Source organism: Aeromonas sp. 602658 (assembly GCF_049173005.1).
GTDB lineage: Bacteria > Pseudomonadota > Gammaproteobacteria > Enterobacterales > Aeromonadaceae > Aeromonas > Aeromonas veronii_A.
In genome coordinates, this window is sequence record NZ_JAAKRF010000006.1 from 15644 (window position 1) to 40652 (window position 25009).

At 60.0% G+C, this 25009-nt stretch carries 21 protein-coding genes, 2 tRNA genes and 1 pseudogene; 13 read left to right on the plus strand and 11 right to left on the minus strand.

The window, feature by feature from the left end; all coding sequences use genetic code 11:
- Window positions 1-108 precede the first annotated feature (108 nt).
- Together G5253_RS07255 and G5253_RS07260 are read right to left on the minus strand one after the other, a co-directional pair.
- The gene (locus tag G5253_RS07255) at window positions 109-1794 is read right to left on the minus strand and encodes an ABC transporter substrate-binding protein (RefSeq protein ID WP_005353816.1); all 1686 of its coding nucleotides are present in this window, start codon (window positions 1792-1794) and stop codon (window positions 109-111) included.
- Window positions 1795-2209: 415 nt separating this feature from the next.
- The gene (locus G5253_RS07260) at window positions 2210-5647 is read right to left on the minus strand and encodes an ATP-binding protein (protein WP_421203021.1); all 3438 of its coding nucleotides are present in this window, start codon (window positions 5645-5647) and stop codon (window positions 2210-2212) included.
- A gap of 249 nt (window positions 5648-5896) precedes the next feature.
- On the opposite strand from G5253_RS07260, the gene G5253_RS07265 reads away from it, so the two are divergent.
- Together G5253_RS07265 and G5253_RS07270 are read left to right on the plus strand one after the other, a co-directional pair.
- Window positions 5897-5972: transfer RNA gene (locus G5253_RS07265), tRNA-Gly, on the plus strand.
- A 57-nt stretch (window positions 5973-6029) separates the two neighbouring features.
- Window positions 6030-6103 (plus strand) — tRNA-Cys (locus tag G5253_RS07270).
- 48 nt (window positions 6104-6151) lie between these two features.
- On the opposite strand, the gene G5253_RS07275 is transcribed toward G5253_RS07270, so the two are convergent.
- The gene (locus tag G5253_RS07275; protein ID WP_005347702.1) at window positions 6152-6445 is read right to left on the minus strand and encodes a hypothetical protein; all 294 of its coding nucleotides are present in this window, start codon (window positions 6443-6445) and stop codon (window positions 6152-6154) included.
- A 212-nt stretch (window positions 6446-6657) separates the two neighbouring features.
- Here G5253_RS07275 and G5253_RS07280 point away from each other — a divergent pair, with 212 nt between their 5' ends.
- The 8 genes and pseudogenes from G5253_RS07280 to G5253_RS07315 all read left to right on the plus strand — a co-directional run bounded on the left by G5253_RS07280 (window position 6658) and on the right by G5253_RS07315 (window position 12367).
- Window positions 6658-6858 (plus strand): YbfA family protein, encoded by a 201-nt coding sequence (locus tag G5253_RS07280; RefSeq protein WP_005334863.1) that lies wholly within the window; start codon window positions 6658-6660, stop codon window positions 6856-6858.
- Between the two features lie 434 nt (window positions 6859-7292).
- Window positions 7293-7556: a DUF2282 domain-containing protein gene (locus tag G5253_RS07285; protein ID WP_005334862.1), complete on the plus strand. Its 264-nt coding sequence runs from the start codon at window positions 7293-7295 to the stop codon at window positions 7554-7556.
- Between the two features lie 72 nt (window positions 7557-7628).
- Window positions 7629-8477, plus strand: coding sequence for a DUF692 domain-containing protein (locus G5253_RS07290; protein WP_421203023.1), 849 nt, complete (start codon window positions 7629-7631; stop codon window positions 8475-8477).
- On the plus strand, window positions 8470-9222 hold the full coding sequence (locus tag G5253_RS07295; RefSeq protein ID WP_421203025.1) for a putative DNA-binding domain-containing protein: 753 nt from the start codon (window positions 8470-8472) through the stop codon (window positions 9220-9222). Before G5253_RS07290 ends, G5253_RS07295 begins: the two co-directional genes overlap by 8 nt.
- Entirely contained in the window at window positions 9219-9662 is a 444-nt protein-coding gene (locus G5253_RS07300; RefSeq protein ID WP_421203026.1) for a DoxX family protein, read from the plus strand. Before G5253_RS07295 ends, G5253_RS07300 begins: the two co-directional genes overlap by 4 nt.
- A gap of 97 nt (window positions 9663-9759) precedes the next feature.
- Window positions 9760-10224: pseudogene (locus G5253_RS07305) on the plus strand (GNAT family N-acetyltransferase); the annotation flags it as partial.
- Window positions 10225-10330: 106 nt separating this feature from the next.
- Window positions 10331-11632 carry a methyl-accepting chemotaxis protein gene (locus tag G5253_RS07310; RefSeq protein ID WP_421203028.1) on the plus strand — a complete coding sequence of 434 codons (1302 nt, stop codon included), beginning with the start codon at window positions 10331-10333 and terminating at the stop codon, window positions 11630-11632.
- A gap of 180 nt (window positions 11633-11812) precedes the next feature.
- Entirely contained in the window at window positions 11813-12367 is a 555-nt protein-coding gene (locus G5253_RS07315) for a DUF3332 domain-containing protein (protein ID WP_216953117.1), read from the plus strand.
- Between the two features lie 58 nt (window positions 12368-12425).
- Here the strand turns inward: G5253_RS07315 and G5253_RS07320 are convergent, their stop codons facing one another.
- The 6 genes from G5253_RS07320 to G5253_RS07345 form a co-directional block, all read right to left on the minus strand.
- Window positions 12426-13484, minus strand: a complete 1059-nt coding sequence (locus tag G5253_RS07320) for an FUSC family protein (RefSeq protein ID WP_421203030.1) — start codon at window positions 13482-13484, stop codon at window positions 12426-12428.
- A gap of 62 nt (window positions 13485-13546) precedes the next feature.
- Complete coding sequence (locus G5253_RS07325; protein ID WP_421203032.1) at window positions 13547-15292, minus strand: bifunctional molybdopterin-guanine dinucleotide biosynthesis adaptor protein MobB/molybdopterin molybdotransferase MoeA; 1746 nt, start codon at window positions 15290-15292, stop codon at window positions 13547-13549.
- Window positions 15289-15933, minus strand: coding sequence for a molybdenum cofactor guanylyltransferase MobA (mobA, locus tag G5253_RS07330; protein ID WP_111900511.1), 645 nt, complete (start codon window positions 15931-15933; stop codon window positions 15289-15291). Before mobA ends, G5253_RS07325 begins: the two co-directional genes overlap by 4 nt.
- Complete coding sequence (locus tag G5253_RS07335; RefSeq protein ID WP_019446237.1) at window positions 15905-16600, minus strand: energy-coupling factor ABC transporter ATP-binding protein; 696 nt, start codon at window positions 16598-16600, stop codon at window positions 15905-15907. Before G5253_RS07335 ends, mobA begins: the two co-directional genes overlap by 29 nt.
- 34 nt (window positions 16601-16634) lie before the next feature.
- Window positions 16635-17336 carry an ABC transporter permease gene (locus G5253_RS07340; RefSeq protein WP_421203035.1) on the minus strand — a complete coding sequence of 234 codons (702 nt, stop codon included), beginning with the start codon at window positions 17334-17336 and terminating at the stop codon, window positions 16635-16637.
- A 129-nt stretch (window positions 17337-17465) separates the two neighbouring features.
- Complete coding sequence (locus G5253_RS07345; protein WP_167566292.1) at window positions 17466-18308, minus strand: substrate-binding domain-containing protein; 843 nt, start codon at window positions 18306-18308, stop codon at window positions 17466-17468.
- 251 nt (window positions 18309-18559) lie between these two features.
- On the opposite strand from G5253_RS07345, the gene G5253_RS07350 reads away from it, so the two are divergent.
- Window positions 18560-19915, plus strand: a complete 1356-nt coding sequence (locus G5253_RS07350; protein WP_421203037.1) for a sigma-54-dependent transcriptional regulator — start codon at window positions 18560-18562, stop codon at window positions 19913-19915.
- Window positions 19916-19940: 25 nt separating this feature from the next.
- Window positions 19941-22019 carry a sensor histidine kinase gene (locus tag G5253_RS07355; RefSeq protein WP_421203038.1) on the plus strand — a complete coding sequence of 693 codons (2079 nt, stop codon included), beginning with the start codon at window positions 19941-19943 and terminating at the stop codon, window positions 22017-22019.
- A gap of 80 nt (window positions 22020-22099) precedes the next feature.
- On the opposite strand, the gene G5253_RS07360 is transcribed toward G5253_RS07355, so the two are convergent.
- Together G5253_RS07360 and G5253_RS07365 are read right to left on the minus strand one after the other, a co-directional pair.
- The gene (locus G5253_RS07360; RefSeq protein WP_421203115.1) at window positions 22100-22966 is read right to left on the minus strand and encodes a substrate-binding domain-containing protein; all 867 of its coding nucleotides are present in this window, start codon (window positions 22964-22966) and stop codon (window positions 22100-22102) included.
- Between the two features lie 15 nt (window positions 22967-22981).
- Window positions 22982-23839: a formate dehydrogenase accessory sulfurtransferase FdhD gene (locus G5253_RS07365; protein ID WP_323968682.1), complete on the minus strand. Its 858-nt coding sequence runs from the start codon at window positions 23837-23839 to the stop codon at window positions 22982-22984.
- A gap of 577 nt (window positions 23840-24416) precedes the next feature.
- Between G5253_RS07365 and G5253_RS07370 the strand changes: the two genes are divergently transcribed.
- Complete coding sequence (locus tag G5253_RS07370) at window positions 24417-24590, plus strand: hypothetical protein (protein ID WP_181294890.1); 174 nt, start codon at window positions 24417-24419, stop codon at window positions 24588-24590.
- Window positions 24591-25009 lie beyond the last annotated feature (419 nt).

Here is a 25009-nt window from a genome sequence, read left to right on the forward strand (position 1 = left end):
TTTACTGCAAGTCTGCCCCGCGTCGGGTATAGCGACCCCAACCCCGGCGGTGCCGGGCAAGAAGGGGATTAACGGGGAAGATGGCCCCCCGCAGGGGGCCGGGATTGTTTAGCTGTTTGGCTTGAGGGACAACACGTGCAGCAGACGCTCAGGGGTGTCCGGGTGGAGCTGAGGTTTGGCTACCGGGTTATCAGCACTGAACCAGCCGTTGAAGCGCTTGGTGCTGTACTCGTACCAGGTCGGGTTGTTGAAGACCGGAATGATGGTCTGGTTGGCACCAACACGATCCTGGATGGCGAACATGATCTCCTTCTGCTTGGCCGCATCGGCGGTCTGGGTGAAGTCATCGATCAGCTTGTCGAGCTCGGGATCCTTGTAACGGGGCGCGGCGAAGCGGTTGCCACGGTCGCCCATGTTGCGGGAGTGGAACGCGGTCTCGAAGTACTTGTGCGGGTTGGCACCGGCAAAGTAACCCTGCAGGGCGACATCGAAGTCACCGGTGATCAGGTTCTCGGTCCAGACGGTCGCTTCCGGGGTGGCGGTCTTGGCGTTCAGGCCCAGCGCCTGCAGCCCTTCTACACCAATCTGAACTGTGTTGACCCAGTCGGTCCAGCCGTTCGGTACCAGTACCTTGAACTCGATCTTTTTGCAGCTCGGAGTGTCGAGGAACTTGTCGCCGTCACAATCCTTGTAGCCTGCCTCTTTCAGCAGGGCCTTGGCCCCTTCCAGGTCGAACTTGTTGTACTTGCCGTACTTCTTGTCCACTTCCGGGTTGTTCCAGGAGTCAAAGGCTTTGCCCAGACCTGACGGGTACTCGTTGACGGTGGGGTAGCCGTAGCCCGCGATATCCACCATGGACTGGCGGTCCATCGCCATGGAGAAGGCGCGGCGGAAGTTGATATCGTTGAAGGCTTCGTTATTGCCCGGGTTTTTGGTCTGGAAGTTGACGTTGAACGCCACGGTACCGGAGGCCGGGAACCAGTATTTGTTGTTCTTCGGATCGTTGCCGACGTAGAGGCGCTCGATATCCGGTACGAAGGAGCCGAACCAGTCGATGTCACCTTTCATGACAGCGGCCAGCACCTGGTCGTTGGTGGCCATCTGCGGCATGCGGATACAGTCGATGGCGAGGTTGGCGTTATCCCAGTAGTGCGGGTTGCGGCACTGGGTATAGAGCTGGGCGGAGAAGTTGTCCACTTCGGTGAAGGGGCCAGTACCAACCGGCTTGTCGTTGGTGAAGGCAACCGGATCTTTCACCGATTTCCACTGATGCTCCGGCACGATAGGTACCAGCACCAGATCGTTCACCACGTTGGTGTTGACCTCGGTCAGGTCGAATTTGACCTTGTTGGGGGCCAGCTTCTCGACGCTCTTGATCTGGGTCCAGATTGAGCGCTCATCCAGCGCCTTGTTGGCCTTGACCAGATTGAAGGAGAAGATGATGTCATCGGCATCAAAGGCTTCGCCGTCAGACCACTTCACGCCGTCACGCAGATCGAAGGTGACGGATTTCAGGTCATCGCTGAACGCATAGTTGGTGGCCAGACGATAGACGGGTTTGCCCCCTTGCATATCGTTGAAGATCACCAGCGGTTCATAGATGAAGTGACGGGTGGTGTGCAGCAAGCCCGCTTGCAGGAAGGGGTTGAAGTTCTTGACCCAGGCGGTTTCCTGCTGTGCGACCATGGTCAGCACGGTTTTGTTTTCTGCGGCCATGGCGTTACCGGCGGCACCGGCAAGCATCATGGTTCCCAGCATTACAGCGGTAGAGATTTTGGATACTTTGGCAAGCATATGTTTTCCTTTCTTATTTTTTGGCATTCCCGAGGGTTCGCCTTGTTTTGTGTGAGCACCGGTTTCGCATGCTGATGAAATCGGCCCTCTGTGTTGGTCAGGTGTCTAACCTTTGTCGTTCTGTTTTCCAACGCCCTAAGCAAACCAGAATTAACAGGAAAACAACAACTATTGATTTCGTTGTTTTCGTAAAAATTGACGGTGTTACGTCAATCTCGTCAAAATGGATTTTTATCTGTTTAAAATCATTGGTTTGCGTTATTTGCTTTCGCGTAAAAAGTGGCTGTGAAAATGGCGTATATGACAAATTTGTGAATTGGATCTGCTCTCGTTTTCGGAGTTGTGCGGGGCTTTGTTTTGCGCAAAAAGAAACCAGATTGCCAATTGTGATCCGGCGCCCGTTTAGGGCGCCGTGTCACGGCTTGCGGTTGGCGAGTTGACGCAGGGTCTGGGCGCTGTGCTGCAACTGCTGGCGCTGGTGGTCATTGAGCGGGCAGTGGCCCAGCACATACTCGGTGGTGGCCACGACCGTCTTCCAGCGTGGCGACTTGGGCAGGGTGTCCAGACTCAGGTATTTGTCGAGGGTGCGGGTCTGCGGGCTGGATCTGTCCATATAGACCCGCCACAGCTTGCTCTTCTCCGCCAGCACGATTTTGCCCTTGCCGGTCCCCTGCTGCCAGGCATCCAGGGTGAGCTGCATGGTCTCTACCAGCGCCCGGCGCAGCGGCTCGTCATCCTGCTGGCGAATGAGGTCGTCGGCCAGCGAACGGAACTCGCCACCCAGGCGGCTCAGCTCGCCCAGCAGCTGTTCATCTTCGATGATGGCTTGCCGCGAGAGGTTCTTGAGGGCGTTCTCCAGCGCCATTACCCGGTTCTCATCCTGACGCTGCTCGGTACTCAGAGCGAGGGCGAAAGCGGCCTGTCCTCCGAGCGCGATGGGCAGGGCACGGGCGTTGAGCACATCTTTTTGCCCGGCCACCAAAAATTCCAGATTGTGTTCCCGTTCGCTGGCAAGGTCGGGCCACTGCTGTTGCAGCGGGGTGGCGAGCCACTCATTGAGGGGCTGCCCCTCCATGGCTTCCGGCTCCTGTCCCAGCAGGCGCGCCAGTACCCGGGAGGCAAACAGCACAGTGCCCTGCTCGTCGATAAAGATCATGGGGTCGGCCCCTTCGCCGAGCAGGGCCAGCAGCCGCTGCTGATCCTGATGCAGTCGATCCAGCAGGGTGAGGCGATGTTCGATCTCCTGCTTCAATAGCCGGTTCTCTACCAGCGAGGCGCGTCCGGCCTTGGCTTCCAGCAGTGCCTTGACCCGGGCAAACAGCTCTTCCTTGCAGAAGGGTTTGACCAGATAGTCGTTGGCACCGGCCCCGAAGCCCTCCTCGATATCCTTGGGCTGGTTGAGGGCGGTGAGCAGCAGCACCGGCAGCATATCTTTCGGGTGTTGCTGGCGCAGGCGACGGCAGACGTCAAAACCGGAAAGGGTCGGCATCATCACATCGAGCAGGATGAGGTCCACCTGCTCCTCGGCCAGCTTGGCCAGCGCATCGTGGCCGTCACTGCTGGGCAGGATGCGGTAGCCGCAGGGTTGCAACAGATGGCGCAGGATGTGCAGGTTGATGGGCTCGTCATCCACCACCAGAATGAGCGGCGCATCCTCGGGGGGAGGGGGCAGATCGTCGCTCTCCCAGTCAGGCAGGATCAGCGGTTGCTGGCGCACCAGCTGATGCTCGATCTGGCGGCTGTCGAGAGTCAGATTGGCCGCTTTGCCGGTGGCAAGGGGCAGGGTAAAGGCGAAGGTAGAGCCAACGCTCGGCTCGCTCTCGACAAACAGCTCGCCCCCCATCAGGTGCACCAGCTGGCGGGTGATGGAGAGGCCAAGGCCGGCCCCCTGCTTGCTTACCTCCGGGCTCATCTGCACCAGCGGCTCGAAGATATGTTCCAGATGGTCGGGGGCGATGCCGATGCCGGTATCCGTGACCTTGATGCGCAGGAAGTTGTTCTCGACGATGGCACTGAGCACCACCTTGCCCTGCGGCGTGTACTTGATGGCGTTGCCCACCAGGTTGTAGAGCACCTGTTCGAGCCGCTGCTCATCGGCCAGTACCGGCGGCAGTTCGGCCGGGCTGATATCCACCAGGGTGAGGGGTTTGGCCTGCACCAGATGCTGGCAGAGGTCCAGCACCAGCCGGATAACCCCCTTGGATGAGACGGGCTGGGAGTGGATCTCCAGCTGGCCGTAGCGCATCTGGTGGTAGTCCAGCAGATCGTCAACCAGACGGGCCAAGCCGTCTGCACTCTTGATGATGAGGCCGAGCTGCTTTTGCTGCCCTTCGGTCAAATCCTGCTGGCTGGCGAGCATCGACTCGGCCATCCCCTTGATGCCGTGAATGGGGGTACGCAGCTCGTGGGAGGTGTTGGCCAGCAGTTCATCCTTGAGCTTGTCCGCTTGCTGCAGGCTGAGGTTCTGCTTGTGGGTCAACTTGACCTGCTGTTGCAGCTCCTGGGTCTGCTGTTCGATCAGTTCGATCTTGTCTTTCACCGAGCGCTGCATATGGCGAAACGCCTCGGCCAGCCGGTCGATATCATCGCCGGTGCGCTCGATGGCGATGGGGTGATCCAGCGCGCCGTCGGCCACCTGCTCGGCCGCTTCGGTCAGGGAGCGCAGCGGCGCCGTGATGGAGTGGGAGAGCCAGCGGGAGAAGAGGATCAGCAGTAGTACCGAGCCCGCCCCCAGCACAATTACCAGAGTTTCCAGCTGGCGGATCGGGGCATAGGCTTCCCGGGTGGAGATCTCGGCGATAAAGGCCCACTCGGTATCGAACACCTTCACCTGGGTGTAGGCGGCCAGCACCTCGTCATCCTGATAGGAGTGGAACAGCCCGACCCCCTGCTCGCCGGAGAGCGTCTTGGTGATGAGGGGCGTTTGCAGTGGACGGAAGTTGGGGCTGAAGCTGTTCTCTACGCTGAACTCCGGTGCCAGCCAGGCATCGGCGCGCATCCGCTTGTCAGGGCCGATGAGGATTGTCTCGCCGGTCTCGCCCAGCCCCTCCCGCTCCGCCATGATCTGGTTGAGCTTGTCCGGCAGCAGCTCGAAAATCACCACACCGCGCACATAGTCGTACTGCATCACGGGGGCGGCCATGTAGGCGACCACCTGGCCGGTCAGCTCGTTGCGGCCAAAATCGGTGAATTCGAAGATCTGCTGCGGCTTCTGGCCGCCATCAAGGCGGCGTTTGATCTTGGCAAAGGTCTGGCCCAAGCCACTGCCCTGATAGGGGCCGGAGAGCAGATTGGTGGCAAAGTTAGGGTGCTTGGTGACCGAATAGACCACATCACCGTTGAGGTCCACCAGAAAGATGTCGCTGTAGTTGGACTTGCGCACCATGTCGGCATAGCCGCGATGAAAGCGCTGGTGCACCCGGCCATACATCTCGTCGGCGAGGATAAGCGCCGTGATGGAGGGTTCGATCTCCACCTGACTTTCCGGTTTGCGCAGTTGATCCCAGGAGCCTGGCAGATAGCGGGCCTGAGCACGGCTGCGGGCCTCCTGCGGTGTGGTGCCCAACTTCTCGAAGGCGCCGGTAAAGCCATAGAAACGGCCGATACTGTTGCCGGCAAAATCCTGCTGGGAGAAGTTGATGATCTGCTCTTTGAGGTTGTTGAAGTAATCCTCGAGCTGACTCTTCTTGATATTACGAACGGAGACCAGATGGTTGGAGGTCTGGGTGGTGAGATCCTTGCCGTGGCTGTATAGGAAGAAGAGGGTGATGACCAAAAAGGGCACCATGCCCAACATGAAAAAAGCCAGCATTAACTGCGGCCTGAGCCCACGAAGCGTGAAGATCCATTTCATCTTGTGATTTTCAATTGAGAATCCGGTTATTAAGCCGCTCAAGTCTCGAACGAAAGCGTAATCATTTCAACGACTTTATCCCAAATTCGCTTGGTGGGTCACAGCTGGCTGGAGAAAAATGCAGCAAGGCGTTTAAACCCTGAGCAAACAGTCTGCATCAGGGCTTAAATTGCGAAAAAGGGGTTGTGCTGGCGCTCGTGATACGTATAATGCGCCTCGTTGTCAGGCAACTGGCACGAAAGCAGTAACGCGGGAATAGCTCAGTTGGTAGAGCACGACCTTGCCAAGGTCGGGGTCGCGAGTTCGAGTCTCGTTTCCCGCTCCAATTTTCCATCACACCAACGATGGAACTCACTTTCAAGGCAAACAGTCTTGTCAGCATGGCGCGTTAGCAAAGCGGTTATGCAGCGGATTGCAAATCCGTTTAGTCCGGTTCGACTCCGGAACGTGCCTCCATATTCTCTATGTTCATCTCAATCATCACTCTTCGACTCTGAGCCGTGGTCAGTATCCTTGCTGTACCAGTAACTGTTCGCAGCCAGCCTGTTTCCACTCCCGCTCGAGATAGTGGCTCACATCCGCCATGTTTTGCCCCCGATATTGAAACTGCACCTCGGCACTGTGCTGGTTGAGATCCGCAATCCGTTGCTTCAGCGTGCCGCATTGCCACAGGCTGACGGTGGGCACGCCCCGTTCGGCCAGCACGATGGCATCTTCCCGATTCAGTTGCCACTCCTCCAGTTGTGCCCGTGTCAGGGCAACCATCAGCACCAGCAGTGCCACTTCCGGCAGTTTCATGCGTGTCTCCCTACTGCATGTTTTTCCCCTGATAACTGTGGCAAAGCGCACGATTTTCGCAAGTTTGTTAATTGTTGGTTAATGACGTAACCCGTTTTCAGCATTTCCCATTTTTCATCATTTTTTTATAAAAAAATGCGTTGGTGATGTAGTAATCCTACATGGAGTGGGGTAATCTTTGCTCAGTGGTCTTACCAGTAAGGAGTTACATCATGTTTCATCCCTTTTCCCTGACTCAGATTATTCTTCGTCGCATTTATGTATTGCTGGTGGGCATTCTGGCTTTCCCCGTGATGCTGTTTCGCAGCGATCGTGCCCGCTTCTACAGCTATCTGCACCGGATCTGGAACAAAACCAGCACCAAACCTGTGTGGCTCAAAATGAGCGAGCGTGGCGAGCGGATCTTCTACTAAACCCCATTCGCACCATGTGCAAAAAAGAGACAGCCAAAGCTGTCTCTTTTTTTATCTGCTTGCCGTAACTCCTGGCTCCCAACACCACTCCGATTGTTTATTTCTTGTTTCTTTAAAGTTGCATCCAGCCCTGCCTGTTGGCGGGGCTTTTTTATGTCTGACGCCTCTCTTTTGATGGAAGCAGTGAAGAAGATTAACGGGATGAAAGCACCATATGGCACTTTCCCCGTTCATTAATGGGTGGGCGTCGAGAAATTTTCAATGATGAAATAGCTTTTTAAAATCAATTAATTGAGAGTCTTACTTTGGATTTTTTAACTCTTTTTGTGTTTTTTTGAAAGGGAATATCCCGTTTGCCGGTTCTATTGCAGGTACCCGGTTGCGACAAATCGGGGATATCAGCAACATCCAACGACATCAAAAGGAACATGAACATGAATGTTAAAAAAAGCACTGCTATCGCCTCCGCCATGACCGGTCTGCTGGCGCTGGGCGCCCAATTTATCGCGGCGCCAGCCATGGCTGCCGATGAAAAGGAGAAGTGCTACGGCGTGGTCAAGGCCAGTAAGAATGACTGTGCGACCAAGAGCAGCTCCTGCGCCGGTACTGCCAAGGAAGATGCTCAGGGTGATGCCTTTGTGGTGATGCCCAAAGGGCTGTGCGAGAAGCTGGTCGGCGGTTCGCTGCAACCCAAGTAAGAGACATCGGGCAGGGGATGGCCAATGGGTCGCCCCCTGCATCTTCTCTGATTGGCGAAAGCGAGTCTTGCGATGAACCCTTTGATTGGTATCGGATTACGCACTCCCCATTACGATGAGATCCGGCAAACCCTGCCGGCAGTCGGTTGGCTGGAGGTGCACAGTGAAAATTACTTCGAACGGCACAGCCAGGGTTTTCAGGTGCTCGCCGAACTGGCGCAACACTACCCCGTCAGTCTTCACGGCGTTGGCATGTCCCTCGGTTCTGCCGACCCGCTCGATCCGCACCATCTGCAGCAGTTGTCGACACTGGCCGCGGCGATCAAACCGGTACGGATCTCCGAACATCTCAGCTGGGGCAGCATTGGCGGGCGTTACTTCAACGATCTGCTGCCGGTGCCCTATACCCGAGCCTCCCTGCGCAACATGAGCGACAAGATCCAGCAGGTACAACAGACCCTGGGTTGCCGCATGTTGATTGAAAATCCCTCCTCCTATCTGCAACTGGCCGGGGAGATGAGCGAGTGGGAATTTCTGGCCGAGCTGCAGCAGCGCAGCGAGTGCGGCATCCTGCTCGACCTCAACAATCTCTATGTCAGTGCCTTCAATCACGGTTTCTCTTGCGATGAGTATCTGGCGGCGATCGATCTCGCCACCGTCGGGGAGATCCATCTGGCCGGTTATACCGAGAAGCAGTTGCCGGAAGGCTCCCTCTATATCGATACCCACAGCGCCCCTGTGGTGGAGCCGGTCTGGGAACTCTATCGCCAGATCTGCCGCAAGCAGGCCATTCCCACCCTGATTGAGTGGGACCTCGAGATCCCGCCGCTGCCGGTCTTGCTGGCAGAGGCGGCGAAGGCCAGTGCCATTCTGGATGAGGCGCGTGCCATGAGTGCACCACGGGAGGTGGCCCATGGCTGAACTGGCACAGCTGCAACAGCACTTTGCCGATGGTCTGCTGGGAGCGCCTGACGCCATTTCCCCTCACATCAGCTCCCGGCTCTTTTCTGCCGAATCGGTGCTGCAGGTCTATCGCAACCACTTCATCCTGAGCCTTGGCGAGGTGCTGGCGAGCAGTTATCCCGCCGTCAAGGCTATGGTCGGGGATGACTTTTTTGCAGCGGCGGCCCGTGGCTTCGTATTAGCCGAGCCGCTCAGGGAAGGGAGCGTCATGCACTATGGCGCCGGATTTGGCCAATGGTTGGCCCGCTTGCCAACTACAACCGGGCTGCCCTGGCTGGAGGCGCTGGCGCAGTTCGAATGGCAGCTTGAGCGTGCCAGTCTGCTGCCGCTGGAATCACGCTGCTGGCCAGCCGAGCGTCTGGCCGCATTATCGCCGCAACAATGGGAGCGGCTGCGACTCTTGCCAGTCACGGATCTGCTGCTGGTTGCCAGCGATTATCCGGTGCTGGCCCTTTGGCAGATGGCGCTGCACGGTGGTGAAGCGGTGGAGGTGCTTGATGCCCCCGTCTGGCTGGCATTGAAGAAACAGCCGGATTGCCGGGTTGCCCCCTTGCCCCTGACGGCGGGTGAGTGGGCGCTGTTGCAGGGTTGTCTCGCTGGTGCGGCGCTGGTCGATCTGCTGGCGGCCGACCCTGCGGCCAGTGAACATCTCACTCGCCTGATAACTCTTGGTCTGCTGGTGGATATGGAGGTAATGCCATGATGGCAAACATATGGCTGGCGCTGGCCAGCTCGAGTGGTGATTTGCCGCGCTGGAGCAGCGCTGGTGTGCTGTTGCTGGCGCGGCTTTGGGTCGCCTCGGTTTTTTTCACTTCAGGCTGGCTCAAGCTGACGGCGTGGGATTCCACCCTCTATCTGTTTGAATCCGAGTATCAGGTGCCCCTGCTGCCCTGGTTGTGGGCTGCTTATCTGGGTACGGCGACCGAGCTGCTGTTGCCGCTCTTCCTGCTGGTGGGGCTTTTTACTCGCCCGGCCGCCTTGCTGCTGTTTGGCTTCAATATCATGGCGGTGATCTCCTACCCGACCCTCTGGGCGGGTGGCTTTTACGATCACCAGCTGTGGGGCTGGATGCTGCTGACCCTGATCATCTGGGGCGGCGGTGTGCTGAGCCTGGATTATTGGCTGACACGTCGCAACCATTGATTTATCAGTGATTTTCCCAATCACAAAGAGCGCCACAAGGCGCTCTTTGTCATAATGACGGCCGGCGAAATTTCCCATGAGAGAAAAGGAGCAGCCAATGATCATTCGTCAGGCAAGGGCCGCAGATATACCCGCACTGGTGGCGCTGCGCATGGAGCTGTTTTGTGAGGTCGGTGAGCTGGTGACGCCGCAGGCAGACCCGGCCTTGTGGCAGGCCACCCTTGACTATTTCACCCGGGCGATGAGTGAAGAGAGTGCTTTATCCTGGCTGGCTGAGGCCGATACGCAGGAGGGCGGCAAACAGATCGTGGCGGCAGGGACGCTGGCATTGTTTGAACGGCCACCCTATCCCGGCAATCTGGCGGGGGTGGAGGGGTATCTGCTCAATATGTATACGCGGCCACAATGGCGCCAGCAGGGGATCGCCACGGCGCTGCTCGATGCCATTACAGCTTTCGCCTGCGCGCGCCAGCTGGGCAAGGTGTGGCTCCATGCCAGCGAGCAGGGGCGCCCTCTCTATGAGCGGATCGGCTTTGTCGCCAATCCAGCCTATCTGGAGTGGGACCTAGCACCATTAATCGATGGGCCCCGTTATCTCTATGGTTTCTCGTCTAAAGTTCATGCAGATGTGACGTAGTTGTAACCAGGTAACAGAGGGGCAGGGCAAGATGTTCAACTTCAAACTCAAAGCGGAATTACAAGCGTGTCAAATGCAGTTGGCCCAGGCCCAGGCATTTATTGATGCAGTAAAAGTCGGTGTCGCTACCATCAGTTTCACTCCAAGCGGCGAGATCCTCGAGGCGAACCCGCTGTTTCTGAATGTGGTGGGCTATAGCGAGCAGGAGGTGATTGGTAAACACCACCGGATCTTTTGTGATGCCCACTACGCCCAGTCATCCTCCTACGCCCAGTTTTGGGAACAGTTGCGTCAGGGGCATTCCCACAGTGGCATCTACCAGCGCATTGACAAACATGGCAGGGAGTTGTGGCTGGAGGCTACCTACTTCCCGGTCAAGCTTGACGGCAAGGTGCTCAGGGTCGTCAAGATTGCCTCCGATATTACCGAGAGTTATCAGCAGTTGAGTCGTCAGAAAGCGATCATCTCGGCACTCGATCGGGCGCTCGCCATTATCGAGTTCACCCCCAAGGGGGAGATTGTGACGGCCAATCAGAATTTCCTCTCCTGCGTCGGTTACTCCCTTTCGCAGCTCAAGGGGCAGCATCACAGGCTGTTTTGCGATGAGAGCTTCTATCGCGAGCAACCCCACTTCTGGGACGATCTGGCCCACGGCCAGCTCAAGTCGGGGCTGTTCAGTCGCCGTGACAGCCACGGTAACGAGATCTGGCTGGAGGCTACCTACAACCCCATCAAGGATGAGAGCGGCAAGGTGGTCAAGGTGATCAAGTTTGCCAGTGAGGTGACAGAGCGGATCAAGCGCGCCCAGGCAGTGAGCGAGGCGGCCAACATAGCCCAGACCATTTCGCAGGAGACCACCCGCTTTGCCGAAACCGGGTCTGAACTGCTGGCGGCATCGGTTGCCATCTCCAGCGCCATTTCCGAACAGGTGAGTCGCACTTCCGGCCTGATTGGCCAGCTCAATGAGCAGTCGAAAAGCATTGAAGCTATCGTCTCGACCATCAGCAGTATTGCCGAGCAGACCAATCTGCTGGCCCTTAACGCAGCCATCGAGGCCGCCCGGGCCGGCGATCAGGGACGCGGCTTTGCGGTGGTGGCCGACGAGGTACGTCAGCTGGCTGCGCGCACCTCCCTCTCGACCGGCGAGATCGCCAGCGTGGTTCAGAAAAACCGCGAACTGACGGCCCAGATCACCGGCAACATCAATGAGGTGGCCACCAGTGCCCAGCGTGGCAAGGAGCAGATCGGCGAGGTGAGTGGCGTGATGTCACAGATCGAGCAAGGCGCCATCAATGTGACCGAGACAGTCTCCAATCTGGCCATCGGCTCCTGACGTTTATTGATTGTTGAATGAGGCACCGATCGGATGGCAATCCCATCGGTGCTTATTTATTGCGCACTTGATATGCCAATCTGAACCCCTCCTGTATCGTCCCGCCATTGTGAATTGTCCTCTTCTGGCCCCTTGATTAGGCTTGCCGCCTCATTTATTTCAGAGCAGGAACAGAACAAGATGGCATTACAACAGAAGGGGCGGGCAATGGCCCTGCTGGTTATGGTCGCGAGCATGGGTCTGGGCGGCTGTATGGGGCAGATGGGGCTTTCCGGCATGGTCACCAAGGGCAACCTGAGCGTGGTGGATAACCGCTACGGCCGGGCCGGTGTCTTTATGCTGCTTTCCCCTGTCTACGGTCTGGCCGCGACCGCTGACCTGTTCATTTTCAATACCATCGAGTTCTGGTCTGGCAAGAACCCCATCACCGGCAAATCCCCGGCAGTGGTGGACATGAAGGCCAATCCGGTGATCAAGGTGAACCAGCACCTGGATCCGGCCCTCAAGACGGTGCCGCTGGCCATGCTGCCGCAAGGGGTACGCGAGGTGGAGATCAGCTACCCGGACGAGCGTACCGCCCAGATGGAGGTGCACTATCTGGATGGTCGCAGCAGCATGATGCGCGGAGAAAAGCGTGGTGAGCTGATGGATATCTATTTTGATGGCAAGTTTGTTTCTACCCTGACCCGGTCAGAGCTGGAGCAGATGAGCGAGAACGCCCGCACGGCGGCTTGATCATCAGTGCCTATGCCGACAAGAACGCCCCGCAACTGCGGGGCGTTTTGCATTGGGTCTAGTCCGGCTGCTTGCGATGGGGTGGGGTGAGGATCAGTCCCAGCAGGCGGCGCAGGTGGGTGAGCTGCTCGGTCAGCTGCACGTTGAGCCAGAGGTAACCATTGATGGCTGCCTCAGCGTTGGGCGGCAGCGATACCTGGGTCGCCACCTCGTGTAGGCGGGCGATGGCGGCATCCGCGCCACGCCCGTCACCGGTTTGCATCATCAGGGCAAGCTGGTTGATCGCCTCCTCGGTGGCCAGATGGCAGGCTTGCAGAGCAACCGTGCTCTGCATCAGGAAGTGGCTATCCCGATCATTCCAGTAGGTGTTGGCCAGCATCTCAAGAGTGCAGAGGGTATTGCGCATGGTGACCTGCACCGCATCAAACAGGGCGACGCTGTGGCGTGTCTCCTTGGCCGCAGGGGCCAGCAGGGCCCGCAGTTTGCCGGTCTGGGCCAGCAGTTGGGAGAGATTGTGCTTGAGGCGCGGGCGCTCCAGCACATTGGGGGAGAGGTGGGTGTGATAGAGCCGCCCCGACTGCTGCAGGATCTGGTGCAGTTGCAGCCGCCAGTGGCTGTAGGCCCGCTGGGGGTAGATGCTGCAAAAGAGCAGTGCCAGCAGGGAGCCCAGTATCACGTCGGCACTGCGCCACAGCGCCGTCTCTATATCCCCCGGCATGGCCCCCATGGTGACCCCCAGCGTGATGCCGATCAGCAGCCCCACATAGGGGCGCTTGCCGAGGGCCAGATAGCCGCAGAGGAACATGATGCAGCCGCACCAGATCAGGGTGAGTGGCAGGGAGTAGATCTCGAGATAGAGCGCCACCACCCCGCAACTGGCGCCGAAGATGGTGCCCACCACCCGCTGCAGGGCGCGGGAGAGCACATTGCCCCAAAACGAGATGGGGCCCATCACCACCACCAAGGTTATCAGCGGCCAGGTGCTCTCCGGCAGTTTCAGCTCGCGGGTCAGCAGAAAGGTGAGCATAAAGGCGAGCGCAATGCGCAGGCCATGTACGATCCGGTAGCGGCCATAGACCAGCAGATCGAGTCGGGAGAGGGGGGCATCAAGACGCACGGTCTGCCTCCTGTCAGGTGGGTGACGGGGCGCCGTGCATCCGGCCAACGCCCCGTCGGGATTTAGGCCAGTCGTCCCTGCAGGGGGTGGATCCAGACCCGCTCGCCAACGGCTATCCCGGGTTGATCCGGTACGATTTCGATCAGGCAGTTGGCATCGGCCATGGAGCTGAGAATGCCGGAGCCCTGTGGCCCTGTGGTGCGCACCCGCAGCTGGCCGTTACGGTCCTGATGGAAGATGCCGCGCAGAAACTCGGTGCGCCCCGGGCGGCTCTTCATCTTCTCGTCCGCCAGCGCCGAGAGGCGCAGCGGCTGCCACCGCTTGCCTTGCAAGCGGGCGATGGCAGGCTCGACAAATTGCAGGAAGCAGACCATGGCGGCTACCGGATTGCCGGGTAGGCCGAAGAAGGGGGTCTGCCCCAGCTTGCCAAAGGCGAGCGGGCGGCCCGGCCGCATCTGGATGCGCCAGAAATCGATCTGGCCGAGCTCCGCCAGCACCAGCTTGATAAAGTCGGCGTTGCCCACCGAGACACCGCCCGAGCTCAGCACCAGATCGGCGCTGGCGGCGGCCTGCTCCAGCTGTTGGCGCAGAATGGTCTTGTCATCGGGAATGATGCCAAGGTCCATCACCTCGCAACCAGCGGCGCGGATAAGGGCCATCAGGGTGAAGCGGTTGCTGTCGAAGATATGGCCGGGGGCGAGCTGCTCGCCCGGCGCCTGCACCTCGTCGCCGGTACTGAACAGCGCCACTTTCAGCGGGGTGCGCACCGTGAGACTGGCTTGACCGAGTGATGCCGCCAGCCCCAGCTGGGGGGCACCAAGCCAGGTACCGGCCGGAATGGCGACCGCGCCTTTGGCGAGATCTTCGCCGGCGAGGCGCACATTCTGCCCTGCGCGGATCGGTGCGGTGACCGTAACCCACTCACCTTCAATCAGCGTCTCTTCACGCATCACCACGGTATCTACCCCGGGGGGCAGCGGGGCGCCGGTCATGATCTGCACCGCCTGACCGGCCAGCACAGGTTCGTGGCGCTGCTGGCCCGCCAGCACTTCCCCCACCAGTTGCCAGCGACCGGCGGCGAGATCGTCGCTACGAAGGCCAACACCATCCATCGCCGAGTTGGCATGGGGGGGCACATTGATGGGGCTTATCAGATCGGCGGCCAGCACGGCGCCGTGGCACTGGGCCAGCGGTTTGTCGCTGCAGGCCGTGCTCGGGGTGAGGGCCGCCAGAATGGCATTGCGGGCCGCCTCGACCGAGAGAAAGCCCTTGCCCGCCTCCGGCTCCTTGCTCTGGCAGCCGTCAAGCCAACTGCAGACGAAGTCGGCGATAGCCTCAAGGTCGTTGATATCGAGCTGCGGCAGGGTGGTCTCTGCGGGCTGATCGCTGGCCAGCGCGATGATGTCGCTGTCTTCGGGGAAGAGCAGCGGCTTGCCAATCTCGGCGCGGTGCAGCTCGATTTTCGGGAAGTGTTCGTGCTTGAACCCCTCGACCAAGAGCAGATCGAGCTCTGTCTGATCGAAGCTGGCCAGCAGCTGGCGAAAGTCCGCTTCGGCCAGCTCGGTTTCAATCATACGGGCATGACGACGGCGGGAGGCAACCATCATCTGCTTGGCACCCGCCTTGCGCAGGCGATGGCTGTCTTTGCCCGGCTGGTCGATATCAAAGTCGTGGTGGGCGTGTTTGAGCACCCCGATGCGCAGGCCGCGATCCACCAACAGGGGGATCAACTGCTCCAGCAAGGTGGTCTTGCCGGTGCCGCTCCAGGCGGCGAAGCCAAGCAGGGGAAGAGTGGGGGCCGGGGTCATGAGGTGACTCCTTGTTGGGGGTCGATAGCCGGGGCAAGCAGACGGGCCTCGTAGGCGGCCAGCTCGGCAGGGCTATTGAGATTGATAAAGGCATCCGGCTGATCGGCAAAGCTCACCACCGCCATATTGTGGCGGGCAAACCAGATATCGATTTTGCGCTCTCCCTCTGCCAACGCAGCGGTGAGGGAGGGGAGCAGGGATTTGTGCAGCAGGGCCACCACGGGTTGCAACCAGTCGCCATCGTGGGCCACTACCAGCTCGGTATCCGGGGTCAGGGCGGCGCGAAAGCGGCTCATCAGATCCAGCGGCAGGGCGGGGCCATCGCAGGGGACAAACAGCACCCAGTCGTGACGGGCGGCAGCAAGACCTGCCTGCATGCCCGCCAGCGGGCCGAGATAGTCGTTGTTGTCATCGCTGATGACCGGGGCTAGCGCCTGATAGCGGGCCTGACTGCGGTTGGCGTTGATCAGTACCTCATCCACCTGGGGGCGCAGCCGTGCCAGAACGTGGTCGATAAGAGGGCGTCCCGCCAGTGCTACCCATCCCTTGTCTTCGCCCCCCATCCGGGTGGCGCGGCCTCCTGCCAGGATCACTGCTGATACGGCAACGGGATCAGAGTGGCTGTCGCTTTTTGAAGTCATGTCGCTCGATGATTTTTAAAGGGGTCGTCTCTTGCAGCTGGCCACGGGCGAGGGTCCATTGCCGCTCGCACAGGGAGGTCAATGCGTTGCTCTGGTGGCTGATGACGACCAGGCCGCTGCCATGTTCCCGCAGATCTTGCGCCAATGCGGCCATCAGGGCAACCGAATGTGTATCCAGATTGGCGGTGGGCTCATCCATCAGCAGAAAGGCCGGTTGCAGTGCCCAGGCACGGGCCATCGCCAGCCGTTGCCGTTCGCCACCGGACAAAATGCTGATGTGCTCCCGCGCCAACCCCTCCAGCTCGACCCGGCGCAGCGCCTCGAACACCCGGATCTCGCTGCCGAGTTGTTTATCCAGCGCCCAGGCCACGTTATCGTGCACCGTGCGATCGAACAGATAGGGAGTCTGGTGCAGATAGGTAACCCGGCCCGGCCCCAGATCCCGCTTGAGCAACCGGTTGAGCCGCTGTTGCCAGCGCCCCGGCAGATTGGTGTGGCCGCGTGTGGGTGCCAGCAGCCCCGCCAGGATTTTGAGCAAGGTGGTCTTGCCCACCCCGTTGGCTCCATGCAGCCAGATGGCATCCCCCGGTGCGATGGCGAGCCGGTCAATCTCGAACAGCTGGCGCTCGCCAAAGCGCATCGTTAGCTGGTGGGCGGTCAGGGCCATGGGGTACTCCTGTTGGTACGCAGTGGGGGCATGGTCAGTTCTTCAGATAGCTGTGGCCGCGACAGGCCGTCAGCAGCAGGTTGAGCAAGAGGGCGAGGGTGAGCAGCACTATGCCGAGGGCCACCCCCTGAGTGAAGGCCCCTTTCTGGGTCTCCAGCGCGATGGCGGTGGGGATATTGCGGGTAAAGTGCAGGATATTGCCCCCCACCATCATGGAGCAGCCCACCTCGGTGACGATGCGGCTGAAGGCGCCGATGATGGCGGCCAGCAGGCCAAAGCGGCACTCGTGCATCAGGCCGACCAGCGCCTTGGGCCAGGAGACCCCCAGGGTCAGGGCGGTCTCCCAGGCACGCCGGTCGCTCTGGACAAACGCCGCGTGGGCCATGGTGGCGATCACCGGAAAGGCGATCAGCATCTGCCCCACCACCATCGCCTGCTGGGTAAAGAGCAGCTTCCAGTCGCCAAAAGGGCCGGCCCGCGACAGCAGCATGTAGAGCAAGAGGCCAATCACCACGGTCGGCACCGATTGCAGGGTATTGATGCAGGAGAGCCAGAGCCAGCGGCCGGGCAGCGGCAGATAGGCCAGCGCAAAGCCCAGCAGCAAGGCGGGCAGCAGCACCAGCAGCAGAGCGATGCAGGAGACGGAGAAGGAGACCCCCACCACCTGCCACAGTTCAGTGTCACCACTGAACAGCAGGGCGAGAGCCGCCAATGTCGTGTCGATCAATGTCGGCATCAGACCTCTCTCTCATCGTGCAGGGCGAGGGCCGTCAATACGGTCGTGTCGAGCAGGGTCGGCATCAGGCGCCTCCCTCAGCGAACCGGGGGAGGGCCATCAAGGTCAGCTCAGCGGTCAGCGTTGCCATTATTTCCCGTTGGCATCCGCTACAAACAGCGCCTGACCCGCCACCTTGAAATCGCCGATCAGCTTCTGGCCATGCTCGGAGATCAGCCAGTTCTTGAGGGTGCGTGCCCCTTCGGTGTTGAGATCCGGGTAGCGCTTGGGGTTGACCAGGATCACCTGATAGGGGTTGAACAGGCGCTTGTCACCCTCCAGCAGCACGGCGAGATCCAGCTTGCTCTGGTAGGCGAGCCAGGTGCCGCGGTCGGTCAGGGTGTAGGCACCGAGCTCCGAGGCCATGGTCAGGGTCGGGCCCATCCCCTGGCCGATGGATTTGTAACCGGCAAACTCGGGTTTAACGTCTGCGGCTTGCCACAGGGTCTTCTCCTTGATGTGGGTGCCGGACTCGTCACCGCGGGAGATAAAGGTCTGGCCCTGTTCCTTGATGGCTTGCAGCCCCTTGGCCGCGTCGTGCAATTTAGCCAGACCCGCCGGGTCTTTCGCCGGGCCGACGATAACGAAGTCGTTGTACATCAGGTGTACCGGCTCGATGCCAAAGCCCGCATCGACGAACTTCTTCTCGGCAGAGGGGGCGTGGGTCATCACCAGATCCGCGTCGCCATTCTCGCCCATCTTCAGGCTCTGGCCGGTACCGGCCGCCATCACCTGCACCGGATAACCGGTCTCCTTGGTGAACTGGGGCAGCAGCCAGCCCAGCAGACCGGACTGCTCGGTGCTGGTGGTGGTGGCGAGTCGGATCGGCGCTTTTGTGGCATTAGTATCCGCTTCGGCGTGGGCCGCACCGGCGATCAGCAGGCTGGCGGCGAGGGAGAGGGCAAAACGTTTGAGGCAGGTTTTAATCGTCATCGTGATGCAACTTTCAGGGTCGGTGAGAGAGGAAACGACCAAGCAAGCGGGGTGCCAAACTGTTTCTGATAACAGAGATTAGCTCTTTGCCCTTAAAAAACAGTTATTTAATGGTGGCAATTAGGTGAGCCGGTTATCGCTTTTAATAATTGGTGTTGGTGATTTTGCTGCGGGAAGGACAAAATGTCCCACAAAGGTTCCGGTTATCGGGACATTCTTCGACCTTACCTGTATTCGAGGTACTTTTTTCCATGACAGCCTCTCCCGGTCTCTGGTCTGCCCTCTCCCTGCTTATCGTTGACGATGAGCCCGGCATGCGCAGCTTTCTGGCCAAGGCGCTGGCCAAGCGTTTCGCCCAGATAGAGACAGCCGCCAGTGTGGAGGAGGCGGAAGCCTTGCGCTGCCGCCTTCACTTCGATCTCATCATCGCCGATATCCGGATGCCGGGACGCTCCGGTATCGAGTGGCACGAGGCTATCGAGCCCGGCACCCGTCGCAGCGACATCATCTTCATGACCGGTTTTGGTGATATGGAGACCGCCCTCAAGGCGCTGCGTCTGGGAGCCTGCGACTTTATCCTCAAGCCTTTCAACCTGGAGCAGATGGTGCAAGCGGTGGACAGGGTCATCGAGCGCCGTCAGATGGAGCGGGAGAACCTGCTGTTGCGTCGGGAGGTGAGCAAGCTGTTCCCGCCCACTCTGATCGGCGACAGCGCCAAGACCCGCGAGCTCAAGACCCTGATCGCCAGAGTGGCCCCCTCCAACGCCGCCGTATTGGTGGAGGGGGAATCCGGCACCGGCAAGGAGCTGGTGGCCCGCGCCCTGCATCAGCTCTCTGGCCGGGTGGGGGCCTTTGTGCCCCTCAACTGCGCCTCTATCGCCCCGGAGCTTCTGGAAAGCGAGCTGTTTGGCCATGTGCAGGGGGCCTTTACCGGCGCCCGCAAGGGGCGTGACGGCCTGTTCCGGGTCGCTCATCAGGGGACGCTCTTCTTGGACGAGATCGGCGAGATGCCCCTTGCCATGCAGGCTTCCCTGCTGCGGGCGCTGGAGCAGAAGGCCATCCGCCCGGTGGGGGCCGAGCGCGAATTGTCGGTGGATGTGCGCATCGTCGCCGCCACCAATCGCAACCTCAAGGCCGAGGTGGAGGCGGGCCGCTTTCGCGAGGACCTCTTCTATCGCCTCAACGTGGTGGCGCTGCCGGTTGCACCCTTGCGGGATCGCATTGACGACATCCCCGCGCTGGTACACCACTTTACCCGCCAGCTCACCGCCGAGATGGGGATGGGCTCCTTGAGCTGGACCCACGAGGATGTGGTGGCGATGCAGGCCTATCCCTGGCCCGGCAACGTACGCGAGCTGCGCAACCTCATTGAGCGCTGCCTGCTGCTGGGCAAGCCGCCCGCTGAATATTGGCAGAGCGTCAAGCCTGCCGAAGCCGGCGGGAGCGAGGCGGGCTACCCGCTGGAGTGGCCATTGGCGGAGGTGGAGAAGGCTCATATTCTGCAAGTGGTGGCGAGCCATGATGGCAACAAGTCGGCCGCTTCCCGGGTGCTCGGGGTGGCGCGCAAGACGCTGGAGCGCAAGTTCAAGGAGTGGGCCATCGAATGATAAAGGGTGATCGGATGTGGTGGCGATGAAACTGACTCTGCTCCCCCGCTGCGTGCGAACCAAAGTGCGCTGGCGCCTGCTGCTGCTCACCTCGGTACCCATCATGCTCACCCTGGTGGGCATGATCGCGCTCACCCTCTACTGGACCCTCACCTACAGCTGGCAGAACCTGCTCACCACGGTGCGCAGCGACCTTGGCGTCGCCCATCATGCGGTCAGCGTGCAGCAGCAGCGTCAGGCCGAGCACCTCGAACATCTTCGGGATGCCTGGGCTTTTCAACTGCGGCTGCGTGAGTCACCAACCCGGCTGGACGAGTGGGTGATGCCGCTGGCTGCCAACTATGGTCTCGATTTTCTGCGCCTGCGTAGCGGCGCCGAGCTTCAGGCTCTGACGGCGCAGGAGCTGACGACCCTGAGTGCCGGACGCAGCGTCAGTCACTTCGTGGTCTGGTCGCAGCAGGAGATGCTCGCCCTCTCCCCGCAACTGGCCAAGCGAGCCGTGCTGTGGCAGCGGGATGGCACCAAAGCGGTGGAGAGCCGGGGGCTGATCAGTCTGTCATTGACGCCTGTGATGGGGCGCGACGGATCCCTTTGGGCAGTGCTGGAGGGGGGGGAGCTGATTAACGGCAGTACCCGGCTGGTGGATGAGATCAAGGGTCAGGTGTTTGCCAAAAACACCCTGCCAGAGGGGAGCATAGGTACGGTCACCCTGTTTCTCGATGATCTGCGGGTGAGCACCAATGTGCCGGTCAGCAGCAGCCGTCAGGTTGGCCGGGCGGTGGGCACCCGGGTCTCGCCCCCGGTGCGCGAACAGGTGCTGGGGCAGGGGGATATCTGGATAGACCGCGCTTTCGTCCACGACGCCTGGTATGTCTCCGGCTACGAGCCGCTGCTGGGGGCCAGGGGCGAACGGCTCGGCATGCTCTATGTCGGCTTTCTCGAGTGGCCCATCATCCGCACCTACCTCACCAATCTGGTGGAGCTGGGCTCCGGCGTGGTGCTGCTGTTGCTGCTCTCCGGCCTGCTGGTCTATCGCGGCGCGCGGGATCTCTTCACCCCCATCGAGCGGATGCACAAGGTGGTGCGGCAGGTGCAGGCCGGGGAGTCGGCCCGCATCGGCCCGCTGGCCCTCGACCCCGATCACGAGCTGGCCCAACTCGGTCGCCAGTTTGACGCCATGCTGGACAGGCAAGAAGCGCACCAGCAGCAGATGGCTCGCAGCGCCGACGAACTGGAGCAGAAGGTGGCCGAGCGTACCCAAAGCCTCGAGCTCAAGACTGCCGAGCTGGAAGATCATATCCATATGCTGACCGAGGCGCGCCAGCAGCTGCTGATCAGCGAGAAGCTGGCGGCCCTTGGCGAGCTTTCGGCCGGTGTGGCCCACGAGATCAACAACCCGCTGGCGGTGATCCTCGGCAATGTGGAGCTGATGAAGCTGGAGCTGGGGGAAGCGGCCGAGCCGGTGCGCGAAGAGCTGGCGCTGGTGCTGGCCCAGATCGAGCGCATTCGTGCCATCACCCGCAGCCTGCTGCAATACTCTCGCCCTGGCGATTACGAGACCGCGCCGGTGTGGCAGCACCTCAACCCCATCATTGAGGAGAGCCTGACTCTGGTGCGTTCCGCCCTGCGCCAGCAGCAGGTGGAGCTGGTGGCCGATCTCAGGGCCCAGCAGCCCATCGAGGCGGATCGCCAGCAGCTGTTGCAGGTGCTGATCAACCTCCTGGTCAATGCCAGTCACGCGCTGGGGGAGCAGGGGGAGATCCGGGTCGAGAGCCGCGACTGGGTCGATGAACTGGGTCAGTTGCGCGGGGCCGAGGTGCGGGTGATCGATAACGGCAGCGGCATCGAAGCGGCGATTATCGACAAGATCTTCGACCCCTTCTTCACCACCCGCGCTACCGGCACCGGGCTGGGTCTGGCCCTGAGCCACCGCATCATCAGTCGCTGGGGTGGGGAGCTCTTGGTGGACTCCACCCCGGGGCAGGGGAGCTGCTTTACCGTGCGGCTGCGCAGCCACGCCCTGCTGCCCAGCGGCAGCGAGCCCGCGAAACTGGAAGGGTGGCGCATTGCGCTCAATGCCGAGGGGCGTGAGACAAGCGATTGAGGCTGTTATAAAAAGGCCCGTTATAAAAACAGCCCGTCAACATGGTTGGCGGGCTGTTTTGTCGGTGGGTGAGTGGTTATTTACTGCAGACTCCACACCAGCTTGCCGCTTTGGGTCAGGTCATAGCCGCCGAGGCGGGCCGCCAGCTCGCGCCCCTCTGGGGATTGCAGCCAGCCGATCAGCTGTTGCAGCAGGGTGCGAAAGAAGACCCCTTGCGGCATCACCAGATCGAAGCACTCCTGCGACAAGGGCATAAAGCCGAGGCCAAACTCGGTGGCGGTGCTCTGGGCGCCGGGCCCGACATCCGCATCGCCGCGGCTGATGGCGGCGGCCAGTTCCCGCTCGCTGTTGACCTCGAGGGTGCGCTCCAGCCGGGTCAGCGACTCGCCTTGCGTTTGCAGCCACTCCTGCAGGGCGCGCTGGCTGCCGGCGCCTTCCTGACGCATGGCCCAGCGCCAGTCGAGCGCCTCTTTCGCCTCCTTGGGTTGCAACCCCTGGCGCAGCACCAGCCCCTGCACCCGGCGAAATCCATGAACGATCACCCATTGCCGGTGGCCCTGATACTGCTGCACCAGCGCCGGGTGGCGCAGGTGCGCCTCCTCGGCCTGCCCCCAGTGGATGGCGCAGAGATCCACATGGCCGCGCGCCAGCATCGCCAGCCCCTGACGGGTACCGCACGGGGTGTAGCCCACCAGTGCCTGGGTGCCGAGCTGCTGCGCCAAGCGGCTGCTGGCGTAGTGAAGCAGCACGTCGTCCGAGCCTGCCAGCAGCAGCCGGTCGTTCATCACCCCCTCGTGGCAACTGCCGAGCAGCCAGCGGTCGAGCAGGGAGCGGGGAAACAGCCACTTGCCGGTCGCCTTGGTGGCGGGGATGCGCGCCTCGTTGGCGAGCTGGTAGACCTTCTTCTCGTTGAGATCGAGGTATTCCGCCACCTGCTTCACATTCATAAATTCGTTCATGACTTAATCCCGCATCCCGCGACCAGCCGGACTGGGCGCCAGCACCGGCGGCTTCTCGTCCAGCACCATATGGTCGTGGCCGCTGAATACCTCGAAATGGCGCCCCTTGGCGCGGGCAATCATGGTGATGCCGAGCTGGCGGGCCAGATCCAGCCCCATCTGGGTGACGCCGGAGCGCGACAACAGCACTGGAATGCCCATCTGCGCCACCTTGATCACCATCTCCGAGGTGAGTCGCCCTGTGGTGTAGAAGATCTTGTCGTGGCCACTCTCGCCGCGCATCCATAGCTCGCCCGCCAGGGTATCCACCGCATTGTGGCGCCCCACATCCTCGACAAAGGAGAGGATCTCCGCGCCGCGGCAGATGGCGCAGCCATGCACCGCACCCGCCATCTTGTAGGTTTCGTTATGGGCCGACAGCGCCTTGAGCAGGGCGTAGAGGGTGCTCTGTTTAAGCTCGGGCGCCGCCAAGACCACCCCTTCGAGCTTCTTCATCACGCTGCCATACATGGTGCCCTGACCACAGCCGGAAGTGACCGTCTTCTTCTCCAGCGATTTGTCGAGATCTTCAGCCTGCTGGCTGCTCACCACGGCGGCGGCCTCGCTCTCCCAGTCGACGATAACCGACTCGATGGCCGAGATATCCTCGATAAAGCCCTGATTTTTAAGGTAACCCAGCACCAGCGCCTCGGGGCGGGCCCCCAGCGTCATCAGGGTCACTATCTCCTTCCAGTTGAGGTAGACAGTCAGTGGCCGCTCACAGGCGATTTGGCGGGTGTTCATTGTGCCCTGTTCATCCATCACCTCGACGGCCATGGTGAGCTGGGCGGCAGCATTGCTTTTGATAAAGGTCGGTGTCATGGGCCCCTCGCGACCGGTTGCCGGGATCTAAGGGAAGAGATACAGCAAGTTTTGTTCCAGATTACTTTGGGCGAGATTCTCTCTATGCGGTTGAGTAGGTTCGAATAGCGGAGCGTATTCGGACGATCGCGAGATTTGTAGCCTTGCACTCGTGCGCATATCGCCGGGTCGTGACGCTATGCTTGGTTTTTCGGCTACGAAAAGAAAAGGGGACGGCCGCTTGGCCTTATTCCACAGTTCATCATTACGCAGCAAGCGGTATCTCCCCGCCGAATTGGTGCGGCATGATTGACCAGTCTCGACAGAAAATGGAGTGACCGGCTAACGGATTTATCGTTTAGCCGTCGGAATGACCGAATCAACCAATCGTCAGATACTCGATCGTCCGAATACGCTCCGCTATTCGAACCTACAGCCCTGTACACTCCCTCCGCTGGCTTGGTGCCAATCCTCATTTTTATAAGAAATGTTTCCAATGGGTCTTGAAGTTCTACCCACACTACCCAATATCTCTTGATGCCGTTCCTACCCTCGGCAAACGCAGAGTTAGGCGTCCCTCATATCAAGGAAAATTGATATGTCGCGACGCAGAAAAGAAAACACAAAAAACAAACAACCCACGACCCGTAAAGGCAAGCATGAAACAGTTCCGACGAGTGATGGACTCACCAGAACCTTTTTAAAAGGTGCGGTTTATCAATTTGGTCGGGAACTCATACGTCTAGCATGGAATTATTTTGTTGGTGTCTGAAGGTCATAGATGTTGCTGTGAGTCCTTGGCAGAACTCATGGTCGAGGAGGTTTTAGCGCCTAGAGCAAGCTGATTATTTGATTTACTACTGACTCCAAGAAAGCTGCATAGTTTTCTTAATAAGGAGGTTCATATGAACCGTTCACATGCATTTGAGTTCGCTTACAACTAACTCACGTTTTACTAGGGGGAACCGCCGATTCCTCCGGTACGAGCTTCATATTGAAGCAGCAGTATGTTGTTTCTAAGGGTAGAGATTTTGCTGACAGGAACGAAGGTGACATTTAAGTGAAACTGGTAGTTATCAAACGTGATGACTGTAGAGCTCCCTTTGACGCTTCTCTCATTGCAGAGGCCGTTGCTAGGGCTGCAGAGTTCATTCGGAACGATAGTGTTCCGATGGGCTTTTTTGTGCCATC